Source organism: Burkholderia sp. WP9 (assembly GCF_900104795.1).
In the GTDB taxonomy this organism is placed as follows: Bacteria; Pseudomonadota; Gammaproteobacteria; order Burkholderiales; family Burkholderiaceae; genus Paraburkholderia.
Window position 1 is genome coordinate 3,243,497 of the sequence record NZ_FNTG01000002.1, and the last position, 22,815, is coordinate 3,266,311.

General features: G+C 65.2%; 16 protein-coding genes. 8 read left to right on the forward strand and 8 right to left on the reverse strand.

Going from position 1 to position 22,815, the window contains the following annotated elements:
• The first annotated feature begins 81 nt into the window (after window positions 1-81).
• The 3 genes from BLW71_RS35615 to BLW71_RS35625 all read left to right on the forward strand — a co-directional run bounded on the left by BLW71_RS35615 (window position 82) and on the right by BLW71_RS35625 (window position 5,260).
• The gene (locus BLW71_RS35615) at window positions 82-969 is read left to right on the forward strand and encodes an MBL fold metallo-hydrolase (protein WP_091808049.1); all 888 of its coding nucleotides are present in this window, start codon (window positions 82-84) and stop codon (window positions 967-969) included.
• 83 nt (window positions 970-1,052) lie between these two features.
• On the forward strand, window positions 1,053-2,999 hold the full coding sequence (locus BLW71_RS35620; RefSeq protein WP_286162197.1) for a VRR-NUC domain-containing protein: 1,947 nt from the start codon (window positions 1,053-1,055) through the stop codon (window positions 2,997-2,999).
• Entirely contained in the window at window positions 2,996-5,260 is a 2,265-nt protein-coding gene (locus BLW71_RS35625; RefSeq protein ID WP_091808050.1) for an ATP-dependent DNA helicase, read from the forward strand. The genes BLW71_RS35620 and BLW71_RS35625 overlap by 4 nt, the downstream gene beginning before the upstream one ends.
• A gap of 265 nt (window positions 5,261-5,525) precedes the next feature.
• Here the strand turns inward: BLW71_RS35625 and BLW71_RS35630 are convergent, their stop codons facing one another.
• From BLW71_RS35630 to BLW71_RS35645, 4 genes are all read right to left on the reverse strand, one after another.
• Window positions 5,526-8,180, reverse strand: a complete 2,655-nt coding sequence (locus BLW71_RS35630; protein ID WP_091808052.1) for a mechanosensitive ion channel family protein — start codon at window positions 8,178-8,180, stop codon at window positions 5,526-5,528.
• A gap of 261 nt (window positions 8,181-8,441) precedes the next feature.
• Complete coding sequence (locus tag BLW71_RS35635; RefSeq protein WP_091808054.1) at window positions 8,442-8,795, reverse strand: NIPSNAP family protein; 354 nt, start codon at window positions 8,793-8,795, stop codon at window positions 8,442-8,444.
• A 162-nt stretch (window positions 8,796-8,957) separates the two neighbouring features.
• Entirely contained in the window at window positions 8,958-10,751 is a 1,794-nt protein-coding gene (locus BLW71_RS35640; RefSeq protein WP_502686849.1) for an MFS transporter, read from the reverse strand.
• Window positions 10,752-10,935: 184 nt separating this feature from the next.
• Complete coding sequence (locus BLW71_RS35645) at window positions 10,936-12,372, reverse strand: sigma-54-dependent transcriptional regulator (RefSeq protein ID WP_091808058.1); 1,437 nt, start codon at window positions 12,370-12,372, stop codon at window positions 10,936-10,938.
• 1,355 nt (window positions 12,373-13,727) lie between these two features.
• Between BLW71_RS35645 and BLW71_RS35650 the strand changes: the two genes are divergently transcribed.
• From BLW71_RS35650 to BLW71_RS35660, 3 genes are all read left to right on the forward strand, one after another.
• Window positions 13,728-14,012, forward strand: coding sequence for a hypothetical protein (locus tag BLW71_RS35650; protein WP_091808061.1), 285 nt, complete (start codon window positions 13,728-13,730; stop codon window positions 14,010-14,012).
• Between the two features lie 67 nt (window positions 14,013-14,079).
• Window positions 14,080-15,282 carry a CpaE/TadZ family protein gene (locus BLW71_RS35655; RefSeq protein ID WP_091808063.1) on the forward strand — a complete coding sequence of 401 codons (1,203 nt, stop codon included), beginning with the start codon at window positions 14,080-14,082 and terminating at the stop codon, window positions 15,280-15,282.
• 153 nt (window positions 15,283-15,435) lie between these two features.
• Complete coding sequence (locus BLW71_RS35660) at window positions 15,436-16,878, forward strand: nicotinate phosphoribosyltransferase (protein ID WP_091809260.1); 1,443 nt, start codon at window positions 15,436-15,438, stop codon at window positions 16,876-16,878.
• On the opposite strand, the gene BLW71_RS35665 is transcribed toward BLW71_RS35660, so the two are convergent.
• Both BLW71_RS35665 and BLW71_RS35670 read right to left on the reverse strand, forming a co-directional pair.
• The gene (locus BLW71_RS35665) at window positions 16,860-18,719 is read right to left on the reverse strand and encodes an ABC transporter ATP-binding protein/permease (protein WP_091808065.1); all 1,860 of its coding nucleotides are present in this window, start codon (window positions 18,717-18,719) and stop codon (window positions 16,860-16,862) included. The genes BLW71_RS35660 and BLW71_RS35665 overlap by 19 nt on opposite strands.
• Before the next feature lie 5 nt (window positions 18,720-18,724).
• Window positions 18,725-19,615: an extracellular solute-binding protein gene (locus tag BLW71_RS35670; RefSeq protein WP_091808067.1), complete on the reverse strand. Its 891-nt coding sequence runs from the start codon at window positions 19,613-19,615 to the stop codon at window positions 18,725-18,727.
• A gap of 205 nt (window positions 19,616-19,820) precedes the next feature.
• Here BLW71_RS35670 and BLW71_RS35675 point away from each other — a divergent pair, with 205 nt between their 5' ends.
• Entirely contained in the window at window positions 19,821-20,222 is a 402-nt protein-coding gene (locus tag BLW71_RS35675; RefSeq protein WP_286162198.1) for a winged helix-turn-helix domain-containing protein, read from the forward strand.
• Between the two features lie 23 nt (window positions 20,223-20,245).
• Here BLW71_RS35675 and BLW71_RS35680 read toward each other — a convergent pair whose 3' ends face one another.
• Window positions 20,246-21,589 carry a DUF2325 domain-containing protein gene (locus BLW71_RS35680; protein WP_091808069.1) on the reverse strand — a complete coding sequence of 448 codons (1,344 nt, stop codon included), beginning with the start codon at window positions 21,587-21,589 and terminating at the stop codon, window positions 20,246-20,248.
• Window positions 21,590-21,737: 148 nt separating this feature from the next.
• Window positions 21,738-21,911 carry a hypothetical protein gene (locus BLW71_RS41830; RefSeq protein WP_177205103.1) on the reverse strand — a complete coding sequence of 58 codons (174 nt, stop codon included), beginning with the start codon at window positions 21,909-21,911 and terminating at the stop codon, window positions 21,738-21,740.
• A 401-nt stretch (window positions 21,912-22,312) separates the two neighbouring features.
• Between BLW71_RS41830 and BLW71_RS35685 the strand changes: the two genes are divergently transcribed.
• Window positions 22,313-22,792, forward strand: coding sequence for a nuclear transport factor 2 family protein (locus BLW71_RS35685; protein WP_091809265.1), 480 nt, complete (start codon window positions 22,313-22,315; stop codon window positions 22,790-22,792).
• Window positions 22,793-22,815 lie beyond the last annotated feature (23 nt).

Sequence of the window (22,815 nt, forward strand, 5' to 3'; positions counted from 1 at the left end):
TTGCGATAGTGAAGCCATTGGCCACGGCGGCGCTACATAAGCGCTCAGGTCGCTGCCGCCGCACTTTCACGGAGTCACACCATGCCAACTGAGGTTCATTCGCACCGCGTAGGGGATGCGCGCATTACCCGCGTCAGCGAAACCTGTTTTCCGTTAGCGCCGGCGGTGCTTTATCCAGACTGGGCATCCTCCGCGGCGGAAGAATTGAGCCGGCGTGTGTCGGCGGAGAGTCTCGACCTCGAACGCAACGAGGTGAAACTGAGCGTGCACACCTGGGTCGTGCAGATGGACGGCCTGACCGTGCTGATCGACACCGGTATCGGCAATTTCAAGGAGCGGCCGTTCAGCAAGCTGTTTCATCGACTGAACAACCCGTATCTGGAGCGCCTCGCCGAGGTGGGCGTCTTGCCGGCGCAGGTGGACGAGGTGCTGCTCACGCATTTGCATGCGGACCACGTCGGCTGGAATACGCAGTGGATCGACGGCCGGTGGCAGCCGACCTTCCCGAATGCGACATACGTGTTCCCGCAAGCGGAGCAGGATTTCTTCGCGACTCCAGCGGGGGATAGCCGCCGCATGGTTTTCGAGGACAGCGTCGTGCCGGTGATCGAATCCGGGCAGGCCGCGACGATTCCCGCCGAGGGCGGTGCGTGGCGCGAGGGCATTGTGTTTCATCCGACGCCCGGGCATAGCGCCGGTCATATGTCGATTTCGATCCGCTCGCGCGGCGAGGAAGCGATCTTCACCGGCGATGTGATGCACAACCCCGTCCAGGTCTACCGTCCCGAATGGAACTCGACCTTCTGCCTCGATGCGGCGTCGGCGCGAAACTCGCGGCACTGGCTGCTCAACTATGCGGCCGATCACGATGCGATGCTCTTCACCGCGCATTTTCCGCAGACATCGGTGGGGCGCGTGAGAAGGGGCAGGGACGGATTCGAATGGCAGTACATTCACGCCGCATCCTGACGTTGTATTGAGCCAATCCGGACGGCGCCTTCACGGATTTTGCTATCATCACTGTATAAACATACAGGTTTCGTGAAAGTCCCGTGGCAACACCTGCCTCTCCCTACGCTCTCTACTATCTGCTGAACTTCGAGCGCGCCCTCGCGTGGCTCGCGCAGCGCTACGACGACCTGTTCGACGCGCAGGAACACGCGTTTCTGCGTGAGTTCGCGGCGTTGCCGCAGACTTCGCGCGCGCTGCTGGTTCGCATGCTGATGCGTAAAGGCACGCTGTTCCGCGCGAGCCGCCTGTCTTACGAAGAGATCGGTTGCCCATTGCAGGCAGCGGCGCCGATCGCCGCGCTCGGCTGGGTCGACACCGAGCCGGGCCTGACGCTCGACGATCTGTTCGCGCTCACCACGCGTGCCGGGCTAATGGAGATTTTCGCGGACACCATTGCGTTGATTCCTGGCGCAAGGAGCTTGCGCAAACCGGAACTGCTGGAAACCCTGCGGCCGTTTTATCGTGGCGAGCGCGACGAGGAAAGCGCTGCGGCACGCCCGCTCGCGGCATGGCACGCTCAAGCTGCGGATTGCGTACTTCACGTTGCAATCGCGCCGCTTTGCGAACGTCTGCGTTTGATGTTCTTCGGCAATTTGCAGCAGGAGTGGTCGGAGTTCGTGCTGGCCGACCTCGGTGTGTTCCAGTACGAGAAGGTGGCGTTCGCGCCTTCGTCGCGTGCGTTCCAGCAGCGCGCGGACGTCGACGTCTATCTCGCCTTGCACGCCTGCCGCGAAGCGCTCGAATGCCTGCCGGGCGGCGACGCGGATGCAGCCGTTATCGAAGAACTCGTCGCGGCCGTCGGCGAAATTGAAACCTCGAATCCCTGGCTTGAAACGCGGCGCGCGAAACTGCTGTTCCGCATTGGCCACCTGTGCGAGCGTCGGCAGAACTGGACGGCCGCGCTCGCCGTTTATGAGCGTTGCGGCTGGCCCGGCGCGCGCCATCGGCGCATGCGCGTGCTCGAACGCAGCGAGCGTTTCGACGATGCCTACGCGTTGGTCTCGCAAGCCGCCCAGGCACCCGAGAGCGAAGAAGAAGCGCAACGCATTGCGCGCATGCTGCCGCGTTTGCAGCGCAAGCGCGGCGTGCCGGTTGCGCGCACGAGCGCGGCGCGTCCGGTCGAGCGCGGCACGCTGGTGCTGCCGCAGCCCGCGGCGCCAATGGCGGTCGAATATGTCGTCCGCGATCATTTGACGTGCGAGGCCGCGCCGGTCCACTACGTCGAGAACGCCCTGATCAATTCGCTGTTCGGGTTGCTGTGTTGGGAGCCGGTCTTTGCGGCGCTCCCTGGCGCGTTCTTTCATCCGTTCCAGCGCGGTCCGGCCGATCTGCACGCGCCGGATTTCCATGCGCGCCGCGCGGAACAGTTCGCCGCGTGTCTCGCGCAACTCGACAGCGGCGTTTATCGCGAGACGATCTGGCGGCATCTGCACAGCAAGGCGGGGCTGCAATCGCCGTTCGTGTTCTGGGGGCTGCTCTCGCCGGAACTCGTCGCGCTGGCGCTCGATTGTCTGCCCGCCGCGCATCTGAAACTGTGGTTCGAGCGCTTGCTGGGAGATATTCGCGGCAATCGTTCCGGGTTGCCTGATCTGATCCGCTTCTGGCCGGACGAGCGACGCTACGAGTTGATCGAAGTGAAGGGCCCCGGCGACCGCTTGCAGGACAACCAGATCCGCTGGCTCGCGTACTGCGCGCAGCACGGCATGCCGGTGCGCGTGCTCGACGTGCGCTGGGCCGATGAAGTCGTCGCAGTACAGACTGACGCGGCTGCAGGCACTGCGGGGGTGGCCGCAGAGGTCGCGGCCGAGGTCAATCGCGAGGCCGCCACGGAGATCGCCACCGGAGTTTCCACTGCGGTCACCGCCGAGATCACCGCCGCAGTGGCCGCCGCGGTCTGCACCGAGGCCACCGCCGAGATCACCGGCAACGCCAGCACCACCGTCAACGCCGAAGCCATCTGCCACACCAAAACCGAGGCCGCCGCATGACGTACATCGTCGCCGTGCGGGCAATGTGCGAGTTCACCGCGAGGCGCGGCGATCTGGACCTGCGCTTTACACCGGCGCCGACCTCGCTCGAAGGAATGGCGGGCCACGTGACGGTTGCCGGGCGGCGCGCAAGCGGCTACGAAACCGAAATCACGCTGACCGCCACGCATCGCGGCCTGACCGTGCGCGGACGCGCCGACGGCTACGACCCGGCGGCGAACCGGCTGGAAGAGATCAAGACGCATCGCGGCGACCTCGAACGCATGCCCGCCAATCACCGCACCCTGCATTGGGCGCAGGCGCTCGTCTACGGTCATTTGCTATGCCGCGCGCGCGGGCTCGCCGGGCTGACGGTGGCGCTGGTGTACTTCGACATCGGCACTCAGAAGGAGGTGCTGCTGACGCAAACGCATACCGCGCGCGACCTGGAGATTTTCTTCGTCGAGCAATGCGAGCGTTTTCTCGATTGGGCCGTGCAGGAAGAGGCGCATCGGGCCGCACGCAATGCCGCGCTCAATGCGTTGCAGTTTCCGCACGGTCAGTTTCGCAGCGGCCAGCGCGAGCTGGCGGTGTCGGTCTATCGCTCGGCACGCGACGGCAAGCCTTTGATGGCGCAGGCGCCCACCGGCATCGGCAAGACGCTTGCGACGATATTTCCGCTACTCAAGGCGTGCGCGTCGGACCGGATCGACCGGGTATTTTTTCTGACCGCCAAGACGCCAGGCCGCGCGCTCGCGCTGGACGCGATCGAAACGCTCCATCGCGGCGCCGGGCACTTGCCGTTGAGAACCCTCGAACTCGTCGCGCGCGACAAGGTCTGCGAGCATCCCGACAAAGCCTGCAACGGCGATTCGTGTCCGCTCGCGCGCGGCTTCTACGACCGGCTCGACGCGGCCCGCAGCACGGCGCTGGCAGGCTTGCGCCTCACGCGCGCGGCGGTGCGCGATGCGGCACTCGCGCACGAAATCTGTCCGTACTATCTGGCGCAGGAACTCGCGCGCTGGGCCGACGTGGTGGTCGGCGACTACAACTACTACTACGACAGCAGCGCCATGCTGTACGCGCTCACGCAGATCAACCAGTGGCGCGTGGGCGTGCTGGTGGACGAGGCGCACAATTTGCTCGACCGTGCCCGCCGCATGTACACCGCGTCGCTCGATCAGGCGGCATTCCGGCTCGCGCGCAAAACCGCGCCGTCCACATTGCGCAAGCCGCTTGAACGGCTGCAGCGTGAATGGAACGCCGTCAAGCGCGCGCAGAGTGCGAGCTATCAGGTCTACACGGAAGTCCCTGGCAAACTGCTCTGCGCCGCGCAAAATCTGATCGGCGCCGTCACGGATCAACTGGCGGAAGCGCCGCTTTCCATCGACGAAGCATCGCTGCGGTTTTTCTTCGACGCCATGCATTTCGTCGCGCTCGCCGAGCAGTTCGGCGAGCATTCGATTTTCGACATCACGCTCGCCACGGATCGTTACGCGCCGCGCGACAAGACCAGTGCCACGCTTTGCGTGCGCAACGTGATCCCGGCGCCGTTTCTCGCGCCGCGCTACGCGGCCGCGCGCAGTACGGTGATGTTTTCCGGCACGCTCAATCCGCATCATTTTTATCGCGACACGCTGGGGCTGCCCGAAGCGACCCAATGGCTCGATGTCGAAGGGCCGTTTCGCGCGGAGCAGTTGCGGGTGCGCGTGGCCGGCAACGTGTCGACGCGCTGGCGCGACCGCGAGCGCTCACTCATCCCGATCGTCGATCTGATTGCAAAGCAATATGCGGCGCAGCCGGGCAATTATCTGGGCTTTCTGAGCAGCTTCGAGTATTTGCAGCGCGTGGTCGCGTTGATGCGCGAGCGGCATCCCGGCTTGCCGGTGTGGGCGCAGGAACCCGGTATGGACGAAGCGGCGCGCGACGCATTTCTGGCGCGCTTTCGGACCATGAACGAAGGCGTGGGCTTCGCGGTGCTTGGCGGCGCGTTTTCGGAAGGCGTCGATCTGGTCGGGGAGCAGTTGATCGGCGCGTTCATCGCCACCCTCGGTTTGCCGCAGATGAACGAGATCAACGAGCAGATGCGCCGCACGATGGAAGCGAAGTTCGGCAACGGATACGACTACATGTATCTGTACCCCGGGTTGCAGAAGGTGGTGCAGGCGGCCGGGCGCGTGATTCGCACGGAGCAGGACCAGGGTGTGGTGCATCTGATCGACGACCGGTATCGGCGGCCTGAAGTGAGGCGGTTGCTGCCGCGCTGGTGGGACGTGCAATAGCGCCCGAGATGGCAGTTTTTTGGGTGCGCCTTTTTGCCTCCTGGCAATCGGCCTGCGTAGCGCCGCCGGCGCCGTGGCGGCATGGCGTCACGATTCACGCTTGTGGCAGCAACGATGTGGCGTGGGGACTGTGATGCATCGGCGCCGGTCGAACTTAACGGTCGGCTCACCGCAGCGCCCCTCGAACTCAACGGCCGGCTCACCGCACCGCTGATACCCGGCCCTTCGCTACGTGCCTACGAAGCCGCCGGCCACGGCCTCCACTTCACTCATGCGGAGAGCTTGAATCAGGATTGGCTGGCGTCCCTGGGCCGCCGGCCGGCTTAGGGTCGACGGGCAACTGGTCCTCCACCGGCGCGTCGGCTTGCTGGGCCGCGGCCGAAGACGGCGCGTCGGCGCGCGGTTCGTCCCTGGCGACTTCGCTGCGTGCCGTGTCGAGCGTTTCGTCAGCGTCGATCTTCGCCGGCACGCTTTCCGGATCCCACGTCAACAGATTGCGCTGCGGGTTCGCGATCGCGATGCCGCGTTCGCGGAACTGGTCGAGAATGCGGCGGTTGAATTCGCGCTGCACGCCCCAGCGCGCGCTGTCGCGGCACTGAATCTGGCCGGCTAGCGTAATGGCCGAGCCGTCCAGCGCATCGACGCCCCAGAAGCTGAAGTCCGACAGGATGCCGTCCTTGAAATTGTCGTCCTCGCGCAAGGCGGCGCCGATTTCCTTCAGCGTGCCAATGGCGAGATCCACATCCTGGCCGAACACGATATTGACCTTCACCGCGGCGTTGCCGATACCCCGGTTGGTGTTGTTCACCGTCGACACCGAACTGAACGGCACGGTGTAGAGCGAGCCGTCGCCGCCGCGCAGCCGCACCGTGCGGATCGACAGATATTCGACGGTGCCCGACACGCCCGCGAGCGTGACCCAGTCGCCCACCTGCATCGCGTTTTCCATCAACAGGAAAATGCCCGTGATGAAATCCTGCACCAGCTTCTGCGAGCCGAATCCGAGCGCCACGCCGAAGATGCTGGCGCCGGCCAGCAGCGGCCCGATATTCACGCCGAGTTCGCTCAGGCCGGTGAGCACCACCACCAGCGCGATGGCGCAGAAGAGCGCGCTGCGCAGCATCGGCAGCAGGGTGCGCAAGCGTGCGGCGCGCACGAGATCGCCGCTCGTGGTCCAGCGGTCCAGCCGCTGTTCGACCGACACGTTCACGCTTTCCCACACCAACAGCGCGACGACGGCCGCCACGCCGATCGTGATAATCGCCGACGCGAGCCGGTGCCCGATCGTGCCGGCGCGAAACAGCTCGCCCACGTGCACGCCCCACACCTGCAACAGCGCAAGCGCGGTCACGATGCCGATGATCCACGCCACCAGGCGGCGCACCAGCGGGTAATAGCGGTACGCATGCTGATGCACGAGCGACCTGGCCGTGTCGTCCTGCACATGGAAGAGCCGGGCCAGCGCGCCGAACAGCACGATCGACACGACCCGCGCGCCCACCAGCACCGCCAGCGAAATGCCGCCGAGATGGAGCAGCGTCTGATAGCCGTTCTGCACGTCGAGTGCCCAGATGAACCACAGCGCCATCACGACGAATACCGCGAACCAGGCCCAGACTTCGGCGAAGACGTTGCCGGCCATCTCCAGCGATTTGCGTGCGGCAACGCCCTTGCGGATCAGTTCGCCGACCGGCGCCGCGCATTGCAGGAGCAGGATCGAGACCATGATGTGGCCGGCGAGCGCGACCACTTTCATCAGCGCGAGATGCGCCGCGTCGTTCAGACCGAGCGACACGGCAATCTCCGCGATTGCCGAACCGGCGCCCACCACGCTGACGATCCGCACGATCCAGCGCTGCACGAAGTCGGCCCACGCATCACTCATACGCAGCAGGCGCAGACGCGGCGCGGCCGGTTGCAGGAAGAACCCGCCGACGATCACGATCACGCGGCACAGCACGTAGATATCGATCAACGAATCGAGGGCGCGGTCTTGCGGCGAGCCGTCATCGGCGAAGATCGACATCAGCGCGCTTGCCGCGCTGACGAACACCACGAGCGGCAACAGCCGCAGCGCCAGAGTGAGGAGCGCGCGCGGCAGGCGTTGCAGCAGCGTCCAGTGATGTTTGGCGTTCTGCTTGCCTTTGGCTTCCGTGAGCTTGCCGTTGGCCGCGGTGGCCGCGGATGTGCCAGCCGGCACGGCGGCCGCTTTCGCTTGCGCTGCCGTCACCGGCGAGGGCGGCGAAACGGGCAGCGGCGGCGCGGCGTTCGGCGCGTCGGCGGGTTGGGGCGCAACGTCCACCGGCAGGTCGGCTTGCGGAGCGTCGTCTGCGTCGCCCAGTTCACGGCGCGCCGCCAGCGCCTTGTAAGCGCGGCGCAACAGGCGGCGCGCGAGCCATTCGAGTCCGAGCGCGGGGATCAGCGCGGCCAGCAGCGACCACGCGACCTGGCCCAGGACGGCGCGTGCGTGCGGGTTGGTCGATTGCCACTGCCACCACGCACGCACCGAGGCGACATCGAGCAGCGCGCCGACCGAACTGCGTACCGACGTGCCGAAGCGGACGGCCCAATGCGCGCCCTGACGAGCCAGTTGCGAGGCAAGTCCGTTCGACTTGAATGCCGCCGGCACGAGGGCGGCGGCGCCGCTTGCCGCAGCGGGTGCCGACGCGGCCGTAGGTGCCGAAGCGGGCGGCGCGCTCAACGCGCCGGCGGCGGCGATCGCCTGCAACGTATCGGCGACCTGCGCGCGGCGCTTGGGGTCATTGAGGACGGCGAGCGCCTGACGAGCCTGTTCGGGCGTCAGCGTCACCCCAGGACTGGACGCTGACGAGGCGGGTGCGGCGGAGGCTGCCGCGGCAAAGACCGGTGAAGCGCCGAGCGTGAGAAGAACGAAAAACCAGGCTTGGAGTAGTTTGCGCATAAGGTGAAAGCGGGGGACGGATGCGGATGGCTGTGCCGATATCGACGGATGGGATCGGCTGCGTGACCAAGAACCGACATGGGTCCGGTCTTACAAGTTCCTCGGACAGCCGTCGCATAGGATGCAGGAAATTCCGAAAGGCCGTCGCGATGGCACCTTGGGCTAGCAAAAAACCGGCCTGTCAGGCCGCGCCGACCTCTCGCATCCCGGCCGCGGAGCTCGGGCATTCCCGCCTCGCCGCGAAGCGCTGCGTGACTGCAATCACGCAGCGTCAACCGCCGCCGTGTAGACCGGCGGCACGCCCAAGGTGCCCGCCACGACTTCAGTAAAAGTCCGCTCTTCGCGCAGGATAAAGCGCTTCGTTTGGGCCAGCCTGAAATTCTCGCGTGCCTCGGCATCGGCGCGCAATCTCGCCCGATACGCTTCGTAGGCCGCGAGGCTCTCGAATGCGATCAAACCCCAGGCAATGTCGTTGGTGCCTTCGTGCGGCAGGAAGTAGCCGACCAGATGGCCGCCGCAACGCGGAATAATGCGGCCCCAGTTGCGGGCGTATTCGTCGAAGGCATCGCGCTGGAACGGATCGATCTGATAACGGATGAAGCAGGTTATCGCCATGTGCAAGCTCCCGGTTGGTCGAGGATCGTGGTTTGAAGCACCATGACCGCAGTATGGAGGCCGCCGTGCAGCGATGTTTCAGTGCGGGCTGAACGATGGATGGCTGGCCGTGCGTGTGGCGTGCGTGTGCCTTGTATGCGCCGTGGATCAGGCGCGGCACCTCTAAAGCCGTCGTTGCGGGCTGATCGTCAAAGCCGCGAGCGCCGCGCCGGCCAGCGCGCACAACGCCGACACCAGTGCCACCGCGCGTAATGCCGCGCCGAGCGCGTCTGCCTGGGCACGAGCCAGATCCGGTTGAACTCGTGCCGCTTCCTGCTGGCTTTGGGCCGCATCGCGAGCGGCTTCGGCTTGCTTCTGTGTCCCAACTGCCCGTGCCCCGTCCGACTTTCCGTCCGGCGTACCGGTCCCAGCGGCCGGCGGCGCAGCGTCCGCACCCATCCCCACTCGCGCCAGGCTTGCTGCCGCGCGCGCCGCCTGCGGCACATGCAGTGCGTCGAGTTGCGCCTCGAGCGCCGCATCGTGCGACCACACGAACACGATGCCCAGCACCGCGATCGCCAGCAGGCTCGCCACCCGCGCCACCGCGTTGTTGATGCCCGACGCCACGCCCGTGCGCGCGGCGGACACCGAGGTCATCACCGTTGTCGTGAGCGGCGCGACGGTGATGGTCATGCCGAGCCCAAGCACGGCCAGCGCGGGAAGAAAGCCGCGCCAGTACTCGCCGCGCACCCACGGCAACGCGAGCATCGCGAAGCCGGTGGCGGCGACGGCCGGTCCAGCGCTCAGCAATGCCCGCGCGCCAAAGCGGCTCGTCAGGCCGCCGGTAAACCGCGACAGCAAGCCAATGGTCACCGGCACTGGCAACAGCGCTGCGCCCGCCTGGGTCGCGCTGTAACCATAGGCGCGGATCAGCGTGAACGGCAGGAAGAACAGCGCGCCGCCCAATCCGAAGTAGACCAGCAGCGTGACGAGATTAGCGCCGACGAAGTCGCGCGAACGAAACACGTCGAGCGGCACCATCGGATTGCGGCTTCTCGCTTCGAGCGCGACGAAAGCGATCAGCACCAGCAGGCCGCCGAGTATCGACGCCAGCACCCAGCGGTCGCCAAAGCCGCGCGCCGAAGCGAGGGTCAGGCCGTAGGTCAAGGCGGCGAGCCCGGCGGTGGCCGTAGCCGCGCCCGACCAGTCGAGCCGGGCCGATACGTGTTCGGCGCGGCTGGAGGTGGGATGGGGGAGGGAGGCGGCATCGGCGGACGCGCGTACGGGCGGATCTTCATCGTCTTGCCGGCTGTTCGGCACGGCGATGACCGCCAGCACGACGGTCGCGCAGGCAATGGGCACATTCAGGAAGAAAATGGCCCGCCACGAAAACGCATCCACGAGCCAGCCGCCCGCCACCGGTCCGAGCGCCGAGGTGATGGCGCCGACGCCGGCCCAGGTGCCGATCGCCTGGCCGCGCGCCTTGTCGTCGAACACCGCGCCGATGATGGCGAGGCTGCTCGGCACCAGCAGCGCCGCGCCCACACCCTGCACGGCGCGCGCGGCGATCAGGGCGGCGGCGCTTGGCGCGAGGCCGCAGCCGATCGACGCCAGCGTGAAGAGGCCGATTCCCGCGATGAACACGGTGCGCCGTCCGAGCTTGTCGCCGAGCGAACCACCTACCAGTACCAGCGCGCCGAGAAACAGCAGATAGGCGTCCACGACCCACTGGATCGCCGCCACGCTGGCGTGCAGTTCGGTCTGGATGGACGGCAACGCGACATTGACCACGGAACCGTCGATGAAGGCCATGCTCGAGCCGAGAATGGTCGCGGCCAGCGCGAGTTTTTTCCGCCGGCAAGGGTGCACGAGACTAAGCGGTTGTGTGCGGATGACGAGCGCATCGCACGGGCTGGCCTGAGCCGGCAGGACGGACGAGGTTCGGCGCTCGAGCGCCGGTGCGTGCTGGTCGGCCAAGTCCGCTCCCGGATGGATGAACGGCATTCAGCATAGCAACGCCGGCGTGTCGGCGAAAGGAGCGGAGGCTGCCGTGCGATTTCACGCCGATCGGGTCATGGCGCGCGGCGAGGGCGCCACTCGGTCCCGCAGAACAGAGCGAAGCACGCCCAGCGCAGAAGCCAGGCGGCCGGATCTCACACGCTCACACCAGCGAAGGCGCCCTCCGCTCCGCCTCGCCGTCGGCATCCGCGCCGCCGCCCGCATTCGCGGCGCGCCCGGCCGCCACGTCCTGATGCAACCGGTTGGCGTGCATCAGCCGGTACAACGTGGCCCGTGAAATGCCGAGTTCGGCCGCGGCTTCGGACAGCTTGTAGCCATGCCGTTGCAGAGCGTGCTCGATGGCGTCTTTCTCGGCCTTGCTGCGGATCTCCGCCAGCGTCACGGCCGGGCCGTTTTCGGCTTCCGGCAAGCCCAGATCGCTGGCCGTGATGAAGCGGCCCTCGCTCATCACCACGGCGCGGCGCACGCAATTGATCAGTTCGCGCACATTGCCCGGCCACGGATAGTTCGACATGGCGACGATCGCGTCGCTCGACAGCCCGCGCAGTTTGCGCGCGCCGTCCTGCTTGTACATGCTGAGCGCATAGTTGGCGAGCAGCTTGATGTCGCCGCCGCGCTCGCGCAACGGCGGTTCGACGAGCCGCAGCACGCACAGGCGGTGATACAGGTCGGAGCGGAAGCGGCCGTCTTCGACTGCTTTGTCCAGATCGACGTGGGTCGCCGAAATGACCCGGACATCGACGTTGATCGGGCCATTGCCGCCCAGCCGTTCGATCGTGCCTTCCTGCAGGAAACGCAACAGGACCGCCTGGCATTCATGCGGCATATCGCCGATTTCATCGAGAAAGAGGGTGCCTTCATGAGCGCTCTCGATCCGGCCGATCTTGCGCTGGAGCGCGCCGGTAAAGGCGCCGCGTTCGTGGCCGAACAATTCGGCTTGCAGCAGGCTCGGCGGAATCGCCGCGCAATTGATCGCGACGAAGGTGCGGCCGGCGCGCGGCGAGCGTTCATGAATCGCGCGGGCGGTCAGCTCCTTGCCGGTGCCCGACTCGCCGGCGACGAACACCGGCGCGTCGGTCACGCCGCATTTGTCGATGCGCCGGTACAACTGCTGCATGGCCTCGCATTGTCCTACCATGCCGTGGCGGCCGAGCGACGGCTCCGGCGCGACTTCCACATGCCGCAGGCTCGACAGGCCATGCGCGTGGCCTAGCGCGAACACGAGCCGCTCGTTCAGCCACGGGCGGGTCACGAAATCGAAGCAATAGTCGAGGATGAAACGGCTGACCAGTTCGTTCGCCGCTTGCCCCGGCGCGATCTGGGCGACCCAGTTGGTTTCGACGCGCCGCATGCAGGACGCGAGCGCGGACAGATGTTGGGATGTGCAGTCGCCGGGCAGTTCGACGAGGCCGACTTTGATATTGCCGCGCTCGATCATGCGTTCGGCGACGGCCGTGCTCTTGGCATGCACCGCTTGCCAGCCGGAAGCCGCCAGGAAAGCGGCGAGTTTCTGGTCCGGCGAATTCGACACGTAAAGAACGGTGCGTTCCGTGTCGACAGGCGTGCAAGTCGTATTCATGGTACCCCCGGTTTGATGCTGCTCTCAGGACTGCTCTGCGACGTACTCGACAGACCGGCTCGATGCCGGCTTCCGGCCAACTGAGCTAACCGGTCCATTTGCACGGGTCCGGTTAGGGATTGCGCCGCCGCCGAGGGATTCTGCTGTTCGCAGCCGGGCGGTGACGGATTCACGGTAGCGGCAATCTCGGGGGGCATGGAGCAGGCGGCGCGAGCCGCGAGGTGCTACACATCGGACGGGTGGCGCAACAGTGTTCACCGTTGTAACCGCCAGACGATCTCTTCCCCGAATTACACCAGCTATTTCTTAGCTCGTTGGCCTGGTACAAGCGCTCTAGCGGCGCATGGGCTTAACGATAAGCGAAACCGCTTTCTAACGCCATACAAACAAGTCTGGATTAAGGAAGGTTTTTTGCATCATGTCACTCGTCCTGACTGTTCAAAAACCGGTGGTCAAGTGTTCCTATGCGCGGAGTCCAACACAGCGTTGCAATTCGCTTTGCGACGGACGGGAAATCGCACTGTCGTTCGGGATTGGGCGTGTCTCACGCTTGCGACACATCGGGCAGCCTGCTTTGCATACCGGTAGGGTTCCGAACGGTCGGCATATTTGACCGGAATGCGAGGCGACCCCACCGCCCATGCGGCACGCGCGTTTGCCTGGCAAAGAATCAGCCGGCTCAGATTTGCCGAAGCGCGCGGGCAGCGCCGATAAACACGTGTCGGAATCGAATCAATGCGTGAGATGAAGGGTGTCCGGCAAGGGTGCGCCGCAGCATGAAGCTCGGTGGCATAAGGGTTTGAAGGTGCTTGGCACAGCCGTTGCAATTAGCACTTCACAGCGAATGCATTGCCGCCCGGTTCGCACGACGGGGAAGCCAGATAAGAAGCCAAATAAGAAAAAGAAAGACCGGCGGCAAATACAGAGCCTTCGTGGGCGCGGCCGGGGAAGCCAATGCGTCTTACAAGGTGCGACGGGGCCACTAAAAAAAGCAGATGTCGAAACAGGAGCGGGGTGAATGATCGGTACACCTGACCGGTTATCCACCAGCGGAGGAAGCAAAAACGTCGACTTCGCAAAAACAAAAGATTCCGCCTAAGAGCGGTGCGCAAGTGAGGAAGGGGTTGGCGGGCAATAAAACAGCCCACAAAACAAGCGCCCACAAAAGAGAAAGAGCAGCGACGGGGCAGCGCGCGGTCAAGGACCAACCGGGCGCGACGAGGCGGGGAGGAACGGCCAGAGTCTCCATAGAGAGGCGCAGGTTACGAGGTGGACCGGGCGCCGTGTCCGCGAGTTCGCGGACACGGCTCACCTGGACACGGCCTTGAAATAAGACATATTTTTCGGGGGTTGTCATGACCATACATTTCAAGCGCGCCGGCGCGGCACAACCGGCGCATGAAGGCACCGCGCGTTCGGCCGGCGCCGTTTATCAACGCCACCTGGCCGCGCCGCGCGCCATGTTCGCCGCGCCGCCGGCCGATCTGCTGACGCTGGTCATTGCCGAAGCAATCAAGCGTAAGGCGCAGGCGGAGATCCAGCGCGAGGCGTTGCGCGACGCGATGTATGAGATGCCGGCATCTCCGGACCGATACCACGATCGCGGGGCGGACATTCGCCCCTCCGATTCCGACGAATAATCAGAACATAGACCGTTGTCGCGGTGGCCACGGCAACCGGACGGCGGCTGAGCGGCGGAGAGCCGGCATGATCGACATCTTCCTGATTTCATCCAGCATGGAGCGCGCGCCGCAAATCGTCGCGCGTCTCGAGGCAAGCGGCGTGGCCTACCGGCTGCGCACCGCTCACGGTTCGGCCCGGCAGGTGCGCGCGCACGCCCGTGCGGTCCGCAGCGCCGAGCTGCTGATCGTCGACGATGTCGATCTGAGCGCGCGTGACCTGGACGGCATCGAGGAGGCGCTTGCCTGCACGCCGGCGCTGCATTGCGTGCTGATGACGCCGGCGCCATCCACGGCATTACTGGGCGTGGCGATGCGTGTCGGCGTGCGGCACGTCCTGTCGTGGCCGCTCGACGCCGACGAGCTCACCACCATCCTGATTCAGGTCGAGGCGCGAAAAAACGCGAGCGGACGGCGCGCCGGACGTGTCGTCTCGCTGGCTTCGAGCAAAGGCGGCAGCGGCACGACGCTGATTGCCGTGAATCTCGCCTATTCGCTCGCCGCGCTGAGCAACCGGCGTGTGCTGCTGATCGACCTGAGCCAGCAATTCGGCGACGCCAGCCTGCTCATGGCCGACAAACCGCCGCCCACCACGCTTGCCGATCTCTGCTCCCAGGTGGAGCGCCTCGACGCCGCGCTGCTCGAATCTTGCGTGATGCATGTCCACGCAAATCTCGATGTGCTGGCGGGCGCAGGCGATCCGCTCAAGGCCGCCGAACTGCTGCCGGCCCAGTTGGCGCGGATTCTCGCACTGGTGCGCGAGCGTTACGACGCGGTGTTGATCGACATTGGCCAGAGCCTCAATCCGCTCACGATCCATGCGCTCGACCACAGCGATGTGATCTGCATGGTGGTGCGCCAGAACCTGCTGTACCTGCACGGCGGGCGCCGCATGCTCGATATTTTCAGGGAACTGGGTTATCCGGCGAGCAAGGTGCGGGTCGTGGTGAATCAATACGACAAGAACGCCCAGATCAACCTGCCGAAGCTCGAACAGACGCTCGGCGCGAAGGTGGCGCATCAGCTTCCGCGCGACGAAAAACAGGCCAACGAGGCGCTCAGCCGCGGCGTGCCGCTGGTGACGTCGGCTAAAGACAGTACGCTCGCGCAAGGCATCAGCCTGCTGGCGGACATGCTCTGGCCGTCCAGCGCCGAGCGCCGCAAAGGCGTGCTCGGCCGGCTGTTCGCGTCGCGGCCGAATACGCCGCCGCAGCTCAAGCCGGGGCATTGAACTCCACGGGTCAAGCGCGATCTGCTACGTGTTAGCAGGGAATTCGCACGCGCGTGGCATGATCCTGAGTGGAAGGACGCACCGGGTGAAAGTCCGGCCCGCCCGATCCGCCCGATCACTCTCGAGAGCGCCACCGTGAGCGCCGCATCGACCATGCAAAACGAGTTCAACGGTCTCAACGATATCGCGTCGATCCTGTCCAATCCGATTCTCAACACGGATTCGTACAAGGCGTCGCATTACCTGCAATATCCGCCCGAAGCGTCGGCGATGTTCTCGTACATCGAATCGCGCGGCGGGCGCTACGACCGCACGCTGTTCTTCGGCCTGCAGATGCTGATCAAGGAGTACTTGTGCCGCCCGGTCACGCCGGCCATGATCGATCAGGCCAAGGCATTCTTCACGACGCACGGCGAGCCGTTCAACGAAGCCGGCTGGCGCCACATCGTCGAACACTACGGCGGCTATCTGCCGGTGCGCATTCGCGCGGTGCCGGAAGGCTCGGTCGTGCCGACGCACAACGTGCTCGTCACGGTCGAGTGCGACGATCCGCAAGTGTTCTGGCTGGCTTCGTATCTGGAAACCATGCTGCTGCGCGTGTGGTATCCGATTACGGTGGCGACGCAAAGCTGGCATCTACGTAAGACAATCCGCGACTATCTGCTCAGGAGCAGTGACGACCTCACGCAATTGCCGTTCAAGCTGCACGACTTCGGTGCGCGCGGCGTGTCGAGCGCGGAGTCGGCGGCGATTGGCGGCGCGGCGCACCTCGTCAGTTTCATGGGCTCGGATACCGTGCTCGGCGTGGTCGCGGCGAACCACTACTACAACGAGGCGATGGCGGCGTTTTCCGTGCCGGCGGCGGAGCACAGCACGATCACCTCATGGGGACGCGAACGGGAGACCGATGCGTTTCGCAACATGATCGCGCAGTTCGGCAAGCCAGGCGCGATCGTTTCGGTGGTGTCCGATTCCTACGATCTGTTCGCCGCGCTGCATGCCTGGGGTACGGAATTGAAGCAGACGGTGCTCGACTCCGGTGGCATCCTCGTGATCCGGCCCGACTCCGGCGATCCGCGCACGATCGTCCTGCAAACCATGCAGGCCCTGGAGGCGTCGTTCGGTTCGTCGGTGAACGGCAAAGGCCGGCGCGTGCTCGACAACGTGCGCGTGATTCAAGGCGACGGCGTGAATCCCGACTCGATCGAAGCGATCCTCGCCGCCATCGACGAAGCCGGTTTCGCGGCGGACAACATCGTGTTCGGCATGGGCGGCGCGCTGTTGCAGCAGATCAACCGCGACACGCAGCGCTTCGCGATGAAATGCTCCGCGATCCGTTTAGGCGATGAGTGGCACGACGTGCTCAAGGACCCAGTCACGGACGCTGGAAAGCGTTCGATGAAAGGGCGGCTCACCCTGCTGGTGAATCGCCATACCGGCGAGTATCGAACCGCGACGCTACCCATTGAGTGGAACGAAGGCACTGTCGAGGGCGATTGGGAAGAGGCGCTGGTGACGGTCTTCGATTCCGGCAAGTTGCTGATCGACATGTCGCTGGCCGAGATCAGGAGCCGGGCTCACGCGCACGAAGCCTGACGCGAGCCGCTCGCTTGCCAGACTGCAACGCCTGAAGCGCGGAAGTCCACCCTGCATGGCGCGCCTTCGCGCAGGCGGGTATCTTCATTGGCCATGTCGAACCGGACACCGGCAATATTCACGCGGACATAACGCTCACCGCGCCGCAATTCGACCGCGTCGATCACGCCGGCATGCATGCCGGCGTCCGTCACGTGAATGGCGTGCGACGACACGCGCCACATGACCCGCTCGCCGGCGTCGAGCGCGAGCCCGCTGTCACCCGTGCCGATCACGAAGCCCGGAGCGATCTCCACGTGTGCCGATGCGCTCATCACCCCTTCGCCGACGTTGTGCAAGCCGAGCAGGGCGGCCACCCGCATCGACGCCGGCCGCTCGAACACGGCGTCGATCGGACCCGCTTGTAACACGCGGCCCTGTTCGACGACCAGCACTTCGTCAGCCAGCAAAGCGGCTTCATCCGGATCGTGCGTGACGATGATCGTCACCGCCGCGATCTCGCGCTGCAAGGCGCGCAACGACTGCTGCAAGCGGCGCCGCCGAGGCGTATCCAGCGCGGCGAACGGCTCGTCGAACAGCAGCAGTTCGCTATGCCGGGTCAGCGCGCGCGCAAGCGCGACCCGCTGCCGCTGGCCGAACGACAATTGATGCGGCAGGCGCGCGACCAGTTGCGCGAGTCCCAGATGATCGAGCCAGTAACGCGCGCTGGCGGGATCGGCATCGACGGGGAAGGCCAGTTGCCGCGCTACCGTCATATGCGGAAACAGGCCGTAGTCTTGCGGCATATAACCGATCTGCCGACGCTCGGGCGGCAGCGTGTCCAATTGCGTCGTGCCGAGCATCACATTGCTCGACGCGTTGGACTCGAGCCCCGCAATCAGCCGCAGCGCCAATGACTTGCCAGAGCCGGACGGCCCGATGATCGCGAGACGCCGCGTGAGCGGCGTCCATGCAATGTCGAGATCGAACGCGCCGAGGCGGCGCCGCAAATGGAAGGCGAGGCGCAGGTCCGTGGTGTCGCGGCTCGCGGTCAGGTCCGTGCCGGGTTCGAGCGCGTCGTCGCCATTTTCGGTCTGTGGGAGTGCGCGCTTCTGCCGAAGGCTGTAAATCGACAATGCCGCGCAGACGATCGCGATGCCAAGCGTGGGCAGCAGCAAGGGCATCATCGCCGGAAGGCCCTGGCCGCCGAATACGACATATGTATAGACCGGCAACGAATACGGGTGATAGGCGACCATCACGGTCGCGCCGAATTCGCCGAACGCGCGCAGCCACGCGAGCGCGAGTCCCGCGCGAATCGCCGGCCAGGCCACCGGCAACATGACCCGGAAAAAGCGGCTGGCGGCGTGATGGCCAAGTGTCGCGGCCACGTCGTCGAGTACCGGATCGACGCCGGCGAACGCGGATTTGGCGGCGATGATCAGGAACGGCGCGGCGACGAAAATTTCTGCGAGCACGATGCCTGCGAACGAATCGGTCAGCATGCCGTGAGTCAATTGACCGACCCAGCTATACGGGCCGAGCAGAAACAGCAGCAGCACGCCGCTGGTGAGCGGCGGCAACGCCAGCGGCAACTGCACGAAAAAACCGAGCAGCGCCACCTTGCGCGAATTCGAGCGCGCCAGAAAATAGCCGAGCGGCACGCCGCCGAGCAAAATCGCGAGCGAGGCCACGCTCGCGCTCGCGGCCGAAACACCGACTGCGGACCACGTGGCGCGCCAGTCGACGTTTGCCCAATCCCCCGCGCCGAGCTGCGGCACACTCGCGATAAACGGAGCGCACAGATAGATGGCCAGCAGCGCGGCCAGCCATAGTAACGGACGCGCAGCGGTGCGTTTCACCGCGCTTACCGCGTGGCGGCGTCGATCACGGCTTGCAGCGAGGGCGGCATGGCCTGCAGGTTGCCGCTCACGGTCGGTTTGATGACGTCCACGCCATGCTGCTTCAGCAACTCGCGTCCTGTTGCGCTCAACAGGAAGTCGGCGAAGCTGCTCGCGCCTTCACGGTTCGGCGCGTCGCTGAGAATCGTCAACGTATAGCTGGCCTTGGCCTGCAATTCGGGCGCCGGTCGGAGCGCCGGAATCTTCAGGTCGGATGTTTCGGTGGAATAGAAAAAGCCGGTGTCGAGCTGGCCGGATTGCAGGCGGCCAACCAGCGTTTCCTCAGGCAAGACCTGCTCCGGGTTCTCCGCTGCGCCCAGCGTCTTTTGCACGAGGTCCGGCTGATGGTAGAGCTCGGCCGCCCTGTTCATCATCTCGACGGTGAATGCGCCTTTGGGGTCGAGCTTCGGATCGGTCCGGCCGATGCGGATGCCCGGCTCCTGCAGCACCTGGTCCCAGCGTTTGGTCTTGAACTGCGCGGCGAACCGGCTCTGCGGGTTATAGCCGATCATCAACGGCGATTCGGCGAAGTTCACATACCACGTAACGTGATCGCCATTCGCCGCGCCCATCAGACTGTCATTCACCTTGGGGCTCGCGCTGATAAACACGTCGCCGCGACGCAGCTTGCCCTTGATCTCGTTGGCGATCTTGTTCGAGCCCGCTGCGTAGCCGCGGAAATGCTGGCCGGTGGCCTTCTCGAATGCCGGGCCGATGCTGCGCTCCATCAGATTGACGAGCGAGCCGGCGTACAGCACGTTGACCGTGTTGTCCTGCGCCAACGCGGGCGTCGCGGCCACGATGCCGGTGACAGCCACGAGTGGGGCAACGAGAGAAGCGAACAGCTTGCGAATCATGCGACGACCCCGAAACGTTATAAAGAGCGCTATATTACGACGTCGGCGCGTTGCATGGCTTGCAGCCCCCACTGATTGCCTGGTTTGAGCGGCATCGCCGCCGGGTTGTCCGGGTTGTGAAGACTACGGACACTGTTTCCCAGGCCTCCGCTGACGGCTATCCGGCCAGGTGGCAGCACCAGGCGGTTCGTGTATGCTTTCGCGCATGGCCGACACCCCCAAAACCAAATCCGCACCCGCGGCAAAAAAAGCCGCGAAGGCGCGCCCCGAAGTGCGCTTCAGAATGCGCATTCGCAGCGCAGACGCGGTCGCTCTCGGGCCGGGCAAAGTCGACCTGCTCGAAGCCGTGCGCGAATTCGGCTCGATCTCGGCGGCGGCGCGCAGTCTCGGTATGTCGTACCGGCGCGCGTGGCTCCTGATCGACGAGCTGAACCGTTCGCTCAAGTCGCCTGCCACGCATTCGGAGCAGGGCGGGCAAAGCGGCGGCGGCTGCACGCTGACTTCCGTTGGCGAAACCATCATTCGCCTGTATCGCGACGTCGAAGTCGAGGCGCAGCGAAGTTGCGCGAAACAGATTGCCGAGCTGACCCGGTTGATCCGCTCCTGAACGGTTGAGTCTTTCAGGCGTTGCTAGCCGTGTCGCAGGCAAAAAGCCGAAGACGGCGGATTGGCGAGTCGCGCGAGATTCTCGGGGTTCAGGCGGCCCATCAATTCGACAAAGCTCGCCACGCTCGCCGTACGTAGCGGGCGATAGTCGATCTGGTGGCGCTCGCACACGCGCTTGAGCGTATTCATCGAATCATGATCGACGCAGTCAACCGGAAACACCACAAGATCCGCTCCCGGCAATGCCGCGGCAAGCAGGCCTTTGCGGTCTTCCACGCCGCCGTCGTGCACGACCAGATCGCCGCCGGCCGCTTCCACCAGCCGCTTGAGCGCGGCGTTGGAGCCTGGCCTTCCGCCCACATACACGATCCGTTTGCCGCGTACGCTGTCGAGGCTCGCCTCGCGCGCGCCCGGTCCGCTCGCTGCGTCGGCGGTCGCGTGCTCGAGGGCGTCGCATTCGCTCTGGACCAGCTTGAGCAGCGTCAGCGTTTGATCATAGCGTTTGCGTAGCGCGAGCGCCGCGTCCTGTTCCTGGAGCACCCGTTGCTCCGCGGCCTCGCGACGGTTCGTATGCAGCGCGACACGCTGATCGGCATCGGCCAGTTTGTCGCGTAGCCGGTGTATCTCGGCTTCGAGACCGGCGGTGTCGGCTGGTAACTGACGGGGTGTCCGTGCTGTGAGCCGGGCGATCTGCTCATGGAGCGCGGCAAGCGACGCGTCGTGTTGCAGGCTGAGTTCCTGCATGCGGCGCTGCTGCCGTTCGATTTTGTCTCTCAAGGCGGCGTTTTCCTCTTCGAGCGCGACCAGCCTGCGAATGTCCGCGCGATTGGCGGCGCCCACCAGATGCGACAGCATGTGCAAGTCGCCGAACGCCTTCTGGCGCACGGGCATGGTTGCATGGGGATGCGTCATCAACGCCCAATAGGCCGGTGGGATGTCGCCGCTTTTCAGCGCTTCATCCCAGCGATCGAGCAGGTCCGCGTCGTTCGTGGCCTTGTCGAAGCGGCGGATCGCGCCGGCATAGTGGTCGTCGAGCAGCTTGTGGAGCGCTTTGGCGGCCGCACCGCCTTCGATCGCGAGTTCGACCGCCGCGTGATGAATCTCCAGATCGCTCGCGTCGTGGCGATCGAGTCCCGTGAATTTGGGCACCAGCTTGCGCAATTCGTGCGTGCCGAGACACGTGCCGATGATCGAGCAATGCAGATGGCTGTCGAGTTCGCCGAGGCGCGCGCGCCGTTTGGTATTCGGGAGCGACACCTTGCCGGGCGTGCAGCACGGATCGGTGCCGCGCATGCCGGTCACGGCAAGCTCGTCGCCGGAGAGTTTCAGACGCGTGGGCTGGGCGAGGCGAAACGGGGGCGTGTGCATGGGAATCTCGAATCCGGTTTGGTGTCAGGCGGATTGAAAGTGCGTGCAGAGCGCGTCGCGCACTTTCGCTGCGCGAGCGTGGGTACCGATATATTCAGAAAGATATAGCGGTGGACGAGAGAAAGCGTTCATCTGTGGCAGTGGCGAATCAGTCGTTCGAGCGGGCGAGGGCGGGTTCGGCGGAAGCGTCGACGACATCGCGGATCGACTCGGCGCGACCGCGCTCGGACGCCGACTTCACCGCCACGATGGTCGACGAAAGCTCGTTCGGCAAGCGCCCGAGGCGTCCTGCCGGAGCGGATGAAATGGATCGGCTGCGCACCGCTACTGGCTCCTGCTTGCTTGTTTTGCTTCGTCGCGCGCGGCGGGGAGGCGCGATGAAAGACACGCCGCCACGCCCCACGAAGCTTACCGTGATATTCGGCAGGATATAACGAAAAGCAAAAAGTGTGTTGAATAGACGCCGTTTCCCGATGCATTACGCCAGGTTGAATCGCGATCGGAGAGTCGCGCGACCCCAACTCCGGTCCGCCTGCTCTCGCCAGCCGCCCTCTGTTCGGCACCGCCCTCTGCCGCGCAGCGTGGCGTCGAACGGATAGGCGTGCCGGGCCGCCCACGTGGGCCCGGTTTTCCGTTATCGTGTGCTGCGTGTCCGTCGCCGAATTTTCGCCGGGCCGCTTTCCGGATCGCATTCACGACCGGGCAACGCAAAACATCAAAACAATGAGCCATCCCAACACCGAACTGATCCAGCGTTTCTACACGGCGTTCCAGCAACGCGACGCCGAAACCATGGTGGCCTGTTATGCCGACGACGTCGTCTTCAGCGACCCGGCGTTCGGCGAGTTGCACGGCGACGAAGCGCGCGACATGTGGCGCATGCTGGTGGCGCGCGCGCAAGACTTCTCGCTGACGTTCGAAGGCGTCGAAGCGGACGACCGTCACGGCCGCGCGCACTGGGTGGCCAGTTACCTCTTCAGTCAGACGGGTCGTGCGGTGGTCAACCGCATCGACGCCCGGTTCGTGTTCCGCGACGGCCGTATCGTCGAACATCGCGACAGCTTCGATTTGTGGAGCTGGACCCGTCAGGCATTGGGCCTCAAGGGAACGCTGCTCGGCTGGTCGCCGCTCGTGCAGCGCGCCATCCGCGCCCAGGCGAGAAAGGGGCTCGACCTTTACCGGCGGCGGCAACGGCGCGCGTGAGCCGCGCGTCGCCTTCAGGCCGA